The 9642-nt window shown below is 65.3% G+C and carries 8 protein-coding genes and 1 pseudogene; 2 read left to right on the top strand and 7 right to left on the bottom strand.

Annotation, left to right across the window (positions count from 1 at the left end):
• Positions 1 to 111, top strand: a pseudogene (locus tag L6D75_RS22740) (IS110 family transposase); the annotation flags it as partial.
• 84 nt (positions 112 to 195) lie between these two features.
• Here L6D75_RS22740 and L6D75_RS22735 read toward each other — a convergent pair.
• Positions 196 to 708, bottom strand: a complete 513-nt coding sequence (locus tag L6D75_RS22735) for a nuclear transport factor 2 family protein (protein ID WP_176518078.1) — start codon at positions 706 to 708, stop codon at positions 196 to 198.
• Between the two features lie 152 nt (positions 709 to 860).
• Positions 861 to 1970 (bottom strand): amidase, encoded by a 1110-nt coding sequence (locus L6D75_RS22730; protein WP_176518079.1) that lies wholly within the window; start codon positions 1968 to 1970, stop codon positions 861 to 863.
• 170 nt (positions 1971 to 2140) lie between these two features.
• On the opposite strand from L6D75_RS22730, the gene L6D75_RS22725 reads away from it, so the two are divergent.
• Positions 2141 to 2620: a MarR family winged helix-turn-helix transcriptional regulator gene (locus tag L6D75_RS22725; protein ID WP_176518080.1), complete on the top strand. Its 480-nt coding sequence runs from the start codon at positions 2141 to 2143 to the stop codon at positions 2618 to 2620.
• Between the two features lie 34 nt (positions 2621 to 2654).
• Here L6D75_RS22725 and L6D75_RS22720 read toward each other — a convergent pair whose 3' ends face one another.
• The 5 genes from L6D75_RS22720 to L6D75_RS22700 form a co-directional block, all read right to left on the bottom strand.
• Entirely contained in the window at positions 2655 to 3977 is a 1323-nt protein-coding gene (locus tag L6D75_RS22720) for an alginate export family protein (RefSeq protein ID WP_176518081.1), read from the bottom strand.
• A 155-nt stretch (positions 3978 to 4132) separates the two neighbouring features.
• Positions 4133 to 4531: a c-type cytochrome gene (locus L6D75_RS22715; protein ID WP_176518082.1), complete on the bottom strand. Its 399-nt coding sequence runs from the start codon at positions 4529 to 4531 to the stop codon at positions 4133 to 4135.
• A gap of 125 nt (positions 4532 to 4656) precedes the next feature.
• Positions 4657 to 5571 carry a transcriptional regulator FeaR gene (gene feaR, locus L6D75_RS22710; protein WP_176518083.1) on the bottom strand — a complete coding sequence of 305 codons (915 nt, stop codon included), beginning with the start codon at positions 5569 to 5571 and terminating at the stop codon, positions 4657 to 4659.
• A 375-nt stretch (positions 5572 to 5946) separates the two neighbouring features.
• The gene (mrdA, locus tag L6D75_RS22705) at positions 5947 to 7839 is read right to left on the bottom strand and encodes a penicillin-binding protein 2 (RefSeq protein WP_176517545.1); all 1893 of its coding nucleotides are present in this window, start codon (positions 7837 to 7839) and stop codon (positions 5947 to 5949) included.
• Positions 7840 to 8107: 268 nt separating this feature from the next.
• On the bottom strand, positions 8108 to 9616 hold the full coding sequence (locus L6D75_RS22700) for a TolC family protein (protein WP_176517546.1): 1509 nt from the start codon (positions 9614 to 9616) through the stop codon (positions 8108 to 8110).
• Positions 9617 to 9642 lie beyond the last annotated feature (26 nt).

The following is a 9642-nucleotide window of genomic DNA, read 5'->3' as shown; positions in this document are numbered from 1 at the left end:
CAGGCCCTCGTCATCCTGTCCCGGAAATTAGCCAGAATTGCGTTCGCCCTGATGAAAAACCAAAGCGAATACATCAGTAACGGGGGCAAAAAACTTTGCCCCCAACCATAGAATCTCCCACAGGTACACCACTGAGCCTGAGTGCTGTGGAGTAGCTGTGGGAGCCGGCTTGCCGGCGATGGGGCCAGGGCGCTGTTACCGCTCAGGCACCGGCAGCGGCGCCTCGTCGTTCCAGGCGCTGACCGGCCGGCTGAATTGGTTTTCGGTCTGGAAGTGCGCCATCCGCCATTGCCCTTGTTCCAGGGCGAAGCGCACCGTCAGCCGCGCAGCATTCAGGTGCGAGGCGCCGTCGGCGAAGGTGCTGGTCTGCAGCATCACCCAGCGGCCCAGGCCCTGGTCGCCGTCGGCCTCGATCACTTCGCTGGTCAGAAAATGCACGTTCAAGGCGAAGTGCGCCGGGGTTTTCATGTAGGTGGCGAACATCGCCCGGATCGCTTCACGGCCACGGTAGCCGCCAAAGCTTGCGGCATACTTGGCCCCTTTGCCTTCCCACACGGCGTCGCGGGTGAACAGTTCGGCGAGTTCGTCCAACGGGGTGCTGGCGTCGAGCTGATCGCACAGTTCCATGTAGCGGTTGATGCACACGCGGATCGCCTGCTGGCTTTCAAACCGCTGCAGGCGGGCGTGCAGTTCATGGGTATCGGGCATGGTATTCGGCTCTGGTTGTAGGAGCGGCCTTGTGTCGCGAAAGGGGCGCGAAGCGGCCCCAGGGTCTCATCGGCGCCACCTCGATTGCAGGGGGCCGCTTCGCAGCCCTTTCGCGACACAAGGCCGCTCCTACAGGAGATAGCCAACTCGTTTCAGTAAAGGTTGAGCAACAACCGCTCGGCCACGGCCAGCAGCTTCTCGTCGGCGCCCTTGGCCGCCACCAGCTGCAGGCCGACCGGCAAGCCGGCGGCGCTGCCCAGGGGGATGCTCAGGGCCGGGTGCCCCGACAGGTTGAACGGGCGCACCAGCGACGTCATGCCCAGCACTGCACGGGTGTCGCCGGCCTCTTCGAGGCGCAGCGGAAAGTCGGGCATGGTCGGCAACGCCAGCACGTCAAAGCCTGCCAGGGCCTGGTCGACTTCCTCGGTGAAGCGCTGGCGCACGGCTTCAGCCTCGGCCAGCGCGCTGTCGCTGGTGGTGCCGGCCGCGGCCAGGCGCCCGGCGATGTCGGCGCCGACCTTGCCGGTTTCCAGCAGGTGGCCACAGCCCTCGAAGGTTTCGCGGTTGATCACCACCATGCCGGCGTCATAGGCCGCGCCAAAGTGCTTGAGCTCGACGTTGCCCAGCGGCAGGCCACTGGCGCTCAGGGCGCCGTGCACCACCTTGTGGATGGCTGCCTCGGCGGTCACCCGCAGCACGCCGATGCGGGCCTTGGCCGGCACCTGGGCGGGCACGAACGTGGGGTCGATCATGCTCATGGCCCGTACCAGCATCGGCAGGCTGGCGGCGAACGGGCCGACGCAGTCCAGGCTGCTGTGCGCCGGCATCACGCCTTTGCGGCTGACCCGGCCAAAGGTCGGCTTGAAGCCGAACACGCCGCAGCAGCATGCCGGGATGCGCACCGAGCCACCGGTGTCGGTGCCCAGGCTGAAGTCGGCCAGGCCCGCCGCCACGGCCGCCGCCGAACCACTGGACGAGCCGCCGGGAATGCGCCCGGGGAAGCGCGGGTTGGCGGCGGTGCCGGTGTAGTGGTTGATGCCGGTGGTGCCGAACGCCAGCTCGTGCAGGCCCACCTTGCCGGTCAGGCGCGCGCCGTTGGCCAACAGATGGCTGACCACTTCTGCATGCCGTTCGGCCAGCGGCGCGTGCTCCAGCGCCTGGCTCGAGGCGCGGGTGGCGGTACCGGCGACATCGAGGGTGTCCTTGACCATGACCCGGGGGCCGGCGCCGCCCAGGTCGAGGGTTTCTACGATTATTGTCATTTTTATTCAGCCTTGAAGGAGGGGATGCCGGGCACGGCCCAGCCGATAAAATGCGTTTCAATTACGTGAAATGTCAACTGAATATTCCAGTATTGTATGGCGCCTGCCGGTAGCCAAATGCGCACAAACGGCTATGATGGCGCGACTATTTCCGCACAAGTAGTGAATCGATGAGCAACTCGAAGAACACAGGCCACAGCCACCACGACCCGGCCAGCGATGAATTTCGCAAGGAAGATTTCCCTTTCTACTGGCTGGCCCGTGTGCATGGTCGCTACACCCAGAACATGGAGCGTCTGCTCAAGAAGATCGACCTCGACGTGCCGCGCTGGCGCGTGCTGTGGATCCTCAACGAGAACGGTGAATCGAGCATTTCCGAGATCTCCACCCACGCCATCGCCAAGCTGTCGACCATCACCAAGATCGTCTACCGCATGAAGGACGACGGCCTGGTGGACACCGCGCCCAGCCCGGAAGACGGGCGCGTGACCCAGGTGCGCATCACCGAGGTCGGCCTGCAGAACATCGAGCGCATGCAGGAGGTGACCCGCGAGCTGTTCCAGCGCAGCTTCAAGGGCCTGACCGAAGCCCAGGTACAGCGCCTGAACCGCATGCTCGAAGTGGTGTTCCACAACCTCGAAACGCTCTGAGCGCTACGGGGCGCGCCGCGCCCCTTGCGCCGGCTCAGAAGGTGCTGACGAACACCACCTGGCTATACAGGTTGTTGTTGTTGTCGTTGCCCAGTTGCGTGCCGCCCCGGGCAGCGCTGCGGTCGGGCTGATACAGGCCCACCAGCGGCACCACCATCAGGTGCTCGTTGATCGACCATTGGGCATACACATCCAGCTCGCGGCCGTCGACGTTGCCCAGGTTGCGGTCGATCGTGTCGAACTTGAACAGCATCGCGCCCAGGCTCAGCGATGGGGCAGGGGTGACGCTCAGGCCAAGCTTCTGCACCCGCGCATTGCTGTTGAAGGGCCCGGCATAGTTGCCGGCCACTTCGCCCTGGAACCAGGTACCCAGGCCGCGGCCCAGCCCGTAGAACAGGGTGTCGTACTGCTCGGAGAAGCGGCTGTAGCGGTAGCTGACGTTCGGCTGCCAGGGCAGGTCGGCGAAGGTCCAGCCGGCTTCCAGGTACCAGGCATCCTCGGTGGCGCTGTGCGGTTTGTCCTGCTTTGCGTATTCGCCCGAGAGAAACAGATTTTCCACCCCGGCATTGCCCTGGACGCGCAGGCTGTAGGTCTTCATGCCGTCACGTTCCAGTTGCTGGGGCGAGGCGTACTGTTCGTCCACGTGGGTGGTGCCGACGTAGGTGAGGCCGACGGTGCCGGCGTCCGCCACGTGCTCCAGGGTGGCCACGTGCAGTTCCGTGTTGGCCTGGGCGCGGTTGTCCGACTGCAGCCACATCAGGTCGCCACGCCAGCCTGTCTTGCCGCCCAGGCGCAGCACGGCGGTCTTGTCGAAGCTCTTGCGCGCGGCCAGGTAGTAGGCGCCGCCGCGGTTGAACTGGCCGTCGGCAAGGCCATGGCCGACGTTGAGCGAGTCGCCCTGGATCAGGAAGCCGTCGCCGACCGCCACCATCTGCTTGCCGAACGACAGGTCGATGCCGTCCTCGCCCAGCAGCGGCACCAGGTTGCCCGACTTCCAGCCCAGGTATGCGTCCTCGATCTTGCTGGTGCGTTCGCTGCCGTCGCTGAAGCCCGCCGCATCGCCATCGCCCCAGGTGGCCGAGCTGAGCAGGGCGAAGGCGCCGTACAGCGAGCCGGCGCCGCCCAGGCGCTGGTCGCCGCTCAGGCCGTACTTGATGTAGCCCTCGCGCCAGGCTTGGGAGCCTTCATGGTCGCGGGCGATGGCATAGCTTTCTTCACTGTGGAACGCCCCGAACACCGCTTCGATATTGGCGTTGAGGTGGCGCTCGGCGTCGCCGTAGAGCTCCAGGGCGCAGGCCTGCAGCGAGGCCCCGGCCAGCACGGCGGCCAGGGTGAGACGGAACGGGCGGTGGAGCATGGTCTGGCTTCCTTTGTCATGGGTTTGGCAGAAGTTCCCAAGGATCATGCAGCAAGCCCCGACGGCGGTTTTTGCCCTGGCTGCCAGTTGCCTTTGGCAGCGTGCCAAAACGCCAAAGGCCCCATTTCGGGGCCTTTGGTAGGGCAGCGCGCGTGTTACTTGAGGCTGGCGAGGAAGCAGGTCACCGCCTGGCGTTCGGCGGCGTCGTGCAGGCCGGCATAGGGCATGTAGGTGCCCGGCACGGCGGCTTGTGGCTGCTCGATGAAGGCGCTGATGCCCTGGGCGGTCCAGGCGGCCTGGCGCGATTTCATGGCTTGCGAGTAGTTGGCGCCGGGCGCGGTGCCGGGGGTGCGGCCGAGCACGTCGTGCAGGTTGGGGCCCATCATCACCGGGCCGTTCTGCTGTGCCGAGTGGCAGGCTGCGCAGTCGCGGGCGAACACCTGTTCGCCTTGCCGGGATTGCGGGGCGGCGCATTCTTCTGCCAGGGCCAGGGGGCTGGCCAGGGCGGCGAGCAGGAAGGGGATGGCCAATTTGCGCGGGGTGATGGTCGACATCAGTACGGTTCCAGGGTTGTTTCTTGTTGGTTTATGGCTCGATTGTGCGCCAGCTTGGCGCACCGGGTTTTGCTCTGCCTGCCAGGCTGTTTGCCAGGGTTGCCAAGTGGTGGCCTGTGGGGAGGTCAGTTCGCATGCCGCTTGCGATATTCCCCTGGCGTCATGCCAAAGCGCGCCTTGAATGCGGTGCTGAAATAGCTCGAATCGGAAAACCCCCAGGCATAACCCAGCGACGAGACTTTCTGGTCCATGGCCGGGTTGCGCAGGCTTTCGGCGCAGAATTCGAGGCGGCGGTTGCGGATGTACTGGGCGATCACCAGCTCATGCTTGGCAAAGATGCGGTACAGGCTGCGCATGGAAATGCCCACTTCGCGGGCGATGAACTCGGGGCTCAGGCTTTCGCAGGTGATGTTCTGGTCGATCAGCGCCAGGGCCTTGCGGAACATGCGCTCGTGGCTGCCGGGCACCGAGTCCTGGCTGATGGCCGGGCGCAGCAGGGCGATCAGCGCATCGAGCACCGCCAGGCTTTCGTTGTTGGCCATGTGCCGGGTGCGCCCGGCTTCGAGCATCATCTGCCGGGCCATGCTGGCCAGCGGTGTCTGCGCCTCGATGCGCCTGGCGCAGGCAACGCCGATGCCGCGGGTGCCGGCTTGCACCTGGGTGCGCGGCAGGATCAGCGACAGTTGCCGCGAACGCTGGTGAAAGTGCATGTCCAGCGGGGTGCTGGCGTCGATCAGGGTGAGGTCGCCGGCCTGCAGTTCGATGCTTGCCTGCTGGTGCTCGATGCGTGAGGTGCCGGCCAGCTGCAGCACGGCGTAGTAGTTGTCGGCACCACTGGCGCGGATTTCCCGCTGGCCGCGGAACAGGTTCACCTGGGTCATGTCGACGATGCTCATGGAAATCTGGCCTACCTGGCATTTTTCCAGCTGGCCGACGAAGCCTGGGTCCAGCTTGCGGCCGTTGAAGTGGCCGCAGGCTTCATTCACCTGGCTGAGCCAGGCCTGGAAATGGTCGTCGGAAACACGGCTTGCAGGGGTCATGGATGCCTCGCACGGTATGACGTGGAACGGATCGCTTGGGCGAACTCTTGGAATGGGGGTATGCATTACTATTCACTTGAATATTCAAGCAAAAAGCGGGCCCGGGGAGGCACTTGGGTTTTTGCCTTTATATTTAACTGATTGAAAAATATGAGGTTAAAAGAAATTCAGGGTATGGAGGAGTGGAGCTGAGGAGGGCGCGAATAGAGGGTCGATGCTCGCAGTTGTAGCATTTTGAAACGCGGGTGTTTCGCAAGCGGGCATTTGTGTTGATTGTGCGGGCCCTATCGCCGGCAAGCCGGCTCCCACAGGGTTTGGTGGGGGCTGTGGGGTTGTGTGGGAGCCGGCTTGCCGGCGATGGGCTGCGCAGCAGCCCTAGGTGTGCGGCACCGGCTTGGGCGCCGCGCCGCCGGCATACTCGGGCTTCAGGTGGCCTTGGTCATCGAGCAGGTAGGCATCCATCACCTCGCGCACCACCGGCCCCGCCACCCGGCCGCCGGCTTCGCCGTTCTCGATCATCACCGCCACCACCACGCTGGGGTGGTCGGCCGGGGCGAAGCCGACGAACAGGGCGTTGTCGCGGTGGCGTTCGAGGGTCTTGTTGCGGTTATAGCGCTCACCCTGCTTGATCGCCACCACCTGCGCCGTGCCGCTCTTGCCGGCGATGCGGTACTGGGCGCCAGCGGCGGCGGCGCGGGCGATGCCGCGCGGGTCGTGCATGACCATCTGCATGCCCTGGCTGACCTGGTCCCAGGCATGCCGGTCGTGCAGCACGATGTCGGGCATCGGGTTGGGGTCGACCGGTGTTTCGCCGCCCACGGTCATCGCCAGGTGCGGGCGGTGCCACATGCCCTTGCTGGCCAGAAGGCTAGTGGCCTGGGCCAGCTGCAGCGGGGTCACCTGCATGTAGCCCTGGCCGATGCCGAGGATCAGCGTTTCGCCGGGGAACCAGGCCTGGCGGCGCGTCGCCCGCTTCCACTGGGCCGAAGGCATCAGCCCTGCGGCCTCTTCGTTCATGTCCAGCGAGACCTTCTGGCCCAGGCCGAATTCGGCCATGTAGTCGTGCAGGCGGTCGATGCCCAGCTTGTGCGCCAGGTCGTAGAAGTAGGTGTCGTTGGAGCGCATGATGGCGGTGTACATGTCCACCCAGCCATCGCCGCTGTGGTTCCAGTTGCGGTACTTGTGATCGTAGTTGGGCAGCTCGTAGTAGCCCGGGTCGAACACCCGGCTGCCCGGGGTGATGACCCCGCTGTCGAGGCCGGCGATGGCCACTTCCGGCTTCACCGTCGAGCCCGGCGCATACAGGCCGCGCAGCACGCGGTTGAACAGCGGGCGGTCGATCGAGTCGCGCAGGGCGGCGTACTGCTTGAAGCTGATGCCCTTGACGAACAGGTTGGGGTCGAAGCTGGGGTTGCTGACCATCGCCAGCACGTCGCCGTTGGCCGGGTCCAGTACCACCACCGCGCCACGGCGCTCGCCCAGGGCCTTTTCGGCGGCCACCTGCAGGTGCGCGTCGAGGCTGAGCACGATGTCCTTGCCGGGGGTCGGGTCCTGGTGGTTGAGCACGCGCATCACCCGGCCCTGGGCATTGGTCTCGACTTCCTCGTAGCCCACATGGCCATGCAGCTGGCTTTCGTAGAAGTGCTCGATGCCGGTCTTGCCGATCGACTGGGTGCCCCGGTATTCGGTGCTGTCGAGGGTCTTGGCTTCTTTTTCGTTGATGCGCCCGACGTAGCCTACCGAGTGGGCGAAATGCTCGGCCAGGGGGTATTCGCGGATGAACTGCGGCTCCACGTCCAGGCCCGGCAGGCGGAACTGGTTCACCGCCACCAGGGCAATCTGCTCCTCGGTCAGGCCAACCATCAGGGTCACCGGCTCGAATGGCTTGCGGCCACGGCGCAGGTCCTTGTCGAACTGCAGGCGGTCATCCTCGCCTAGGCCCAGCACCTGCGCCAGGGTGTCGAGCACCTTGGCCGAGTCGCCGGCGCGCTCGCGGGTCATGGTCAGGTCGAAACTGGGCTTGTTGTCGGCCAGCACCACACCGTTGCGGTCGTAGATCAGCCCGCGCTCGGGGGCGATGGGCAGCACGTGCACGCGGTTGTTTTCCGATACCGCGCTCTGCTGGTCGTGTTGCAGCACTTGCAGCACATAGAGCCTGCCGACGAGGACGGCCACCAGGCTGAAGACCAGGGCAGCGCAGGCCAGGAGCCGGCGGTTGACCAGGTGCTTTTCCTTTTCGTGGTCCTTGAGGGGGATCGGCTGGGGCATGGGCGGTGGTGGGTCGGCTGAACACGCGAAACTTGTGGGAGCCGGCTTGCCGGCGAGTACGCCAGGCCAGCCAACATGGATGTAGACGAGTGCTACGCACTCGAATCGCCGGCAAGCCGGCTCCCACAAGGATGCGGGGCGGCGATGCTACGCGTACCGGCGCCGGCCCTCAAGGCAAGGGCCGACGCACGGTGCGCGTTGCCTGGCGTTTCACCCCGCCATCAGGGCATCACGGCGTACATGAAGATTTGTTCATGCGCCTTCAGTTTCACTTGCCGGCCGCCAGCAGGTTGTCCTGGGTCTGCTGCTCGACGGTGCGCTGGATCTCCCGTGCCAGGGTCTTGACATCATGCTGGCCGATTTCCTTGGGCATCACTGCAAAGCCGATCGAGTTGTACAGCCGGCCCCAGGCTGCCTGGGCATCGGAGTAGGCCGCTTCGCGCTGGTAGCGCGAGAGCAGCATGCGCCCTTCGGCGCGGATCAGCTCCAGTTCGCTGCCCAGCGCCGCATTGCGCGAGGACTGGGCGTAGCTGAGCAGGCTCTGGTCGACGCGCAGGCTTTCGTCGGCGAACTCCACTTCCTGGCGGGCCAGCTGATAGCGCAGCAGGCCCACGCGCACCTGGGTCAGGATTGCCATCGACAGCGCGGTACGGCGCATGTCGTCGGTCTTTTCCTGGCTTTTTTCCGCGGCGGTGATGTCCGGGTACTGCAGCAGACGCAGCAGGTTCATCGAGACGTTGATGCCGGTCTGGTTCCAGTCGCTGTTGTACAGGTACTTGTTGGAGTCGTACTCGTAGCCGTAGTTGAAGCTCACGTTGGGCCACAACTGGGCCTTGGCGATCTTCAGGTCGTTCATGCTCACGCGCTTGCGGTACCACTCTTCCATGATTTCCGGGCGGCGCTCCAGGGACAGGCGCTCGAGCTGCTCGACATTGCCGGTCAGCAGCGGCAGCGGTGGTTCGCTGGTGTCGGCCAGCACCATGCGGGTATTGGGCGGCAGCGACATCAGCGCGGCCAGCTCGGCACGGGCGAACTCCAGGTCCTGGCGGCGCACGGTGAGCATGTACACCGAGTCGAGCAGGGCGCGCTGGTAGGCCAGGATGTCCTGGCGCGGCAGCAGGCTCTTGCCCTCGGCTTCACGGGCCGAGGTCAGGGCGCGGTGGGTGCGCATCAGCAGGCCGTCCACTTCCGGCAGCAGGCGCTGGGCGCCCAGCGCGCGCCAGTAGGCGTTGCGCACATCCTGCAGCACGTTCTGCGCGACTTTTTCGCGGCGCTCTTCGGCCATCAGGATCTGGTCGTTCTTCTGCTGGGTGCGGAAGTAGGCGACGCCAAAGTCCAGCAGGCTCCACGACAGGCCCAGGCTGTACAGCGTGCGGTAGCGCTCCTCGGAGGTGGAAGGACGCAAGCTGACCTGGCGGTCCTCGATGCCGATCGAGGTGCCGCCGGAGTCGTTGTTGCGCCCGGCGTAGCCGGCGGAGGCCACCAGGCGCGGCAGCATCTCGTGGCTGGACACGTCGCGCAGGTCCGAGGCCAACGCGCTTTCCAGCAGCTTCAGGCGGTAGTCGAGGTTGTACTTCAAGGCCCGCGCCGACGCCTCGTAGAAGGTGATGGGGCCGCTCACCGGCTCCTGTTCCTTGTACATGCGCGCCTGGTCGTCGATCACCCGCTGGCGCATTTCATCTTCGCTGTAGGGCTTGGGTTCGAAGGCCGAGCAAGCGCTGAGCAGAATGCTCACAGCAGTGAAGGTGCTCAGGCTTTTCAATGTGGCTACTGGCATAGGCAGTCCTTGGTCCATCCGTGAAT

The organism is Pseudomonas faucium, assembly GCF_021602585.1.
Taxonomy (GTDB): Bacteria; Pseudomonadota; Gammaproteobacteria; order Pseudomonadales; family Pseudomonadaceae; genus Aquipseudomonas; species Aquipseudomonas faucium.
Note: the sequence above shows the minus strand (reverse complement) of the source record. Positions and strands in the feature narration are given on the sequence as shown.

Coding starts and splice junctions, on each gene's coding strand:
- L6D75_RS22720 (WP_176518081.1), bottom strand. CDS start 3,977: ATGCTCCACCGCCCGTTCCGTCTCACCCTGGCCGCCGTGCTGGCCGGG.
- L6D75_RS22715 (WP_176518082.1), bottom strand. CDS start 4,531: ATGTCGACCATCACCCCGCGCAAATTGGCCATCCCCTTCCTGCTCGCC.
- L6D75_RS22725 (WP_176518080.1), top strand. CDS start 2,141: ATGAGCAACTCGAAGAACACAGGCCACAGCCACCACGACCCGGCCAGC.
- mrdA (WP_176517545.1), bottom strand. CDS start 7,839: ATGCCCCAGCCGATCCCCCTCAAGGACCACGAAAAGGAAAAGCACCTG.
- feaR (WP_176518083.1), bottom strand. CDS start 5,571: ATGACCCCTGCAAGCCGTGTTTCCGACGACCATTTCCAGGCCTGGCTC.
- L6D75_RS22730 (WP_176518079.1), bottom strand. CDS start 1,970: ATGACAATAATCGTAGAAACCCTCGACCTGGGCGGCGCCGGCCCCCGG.
- L6D75_RS22700 (WP_176517546.1), bottom strand. CDS start 9,616: ATGCCAGTAGCCACATTGAAAAGCCTGAGCACCTTCACTGCTGTGAGC.
- L6D75_RS22735 (WP_176518078.1), bottom strand. CDS start 708: ATGCCCGATACCCATGAACTGCACGCCCGCCTGCAGCGGTTTGAAAGC.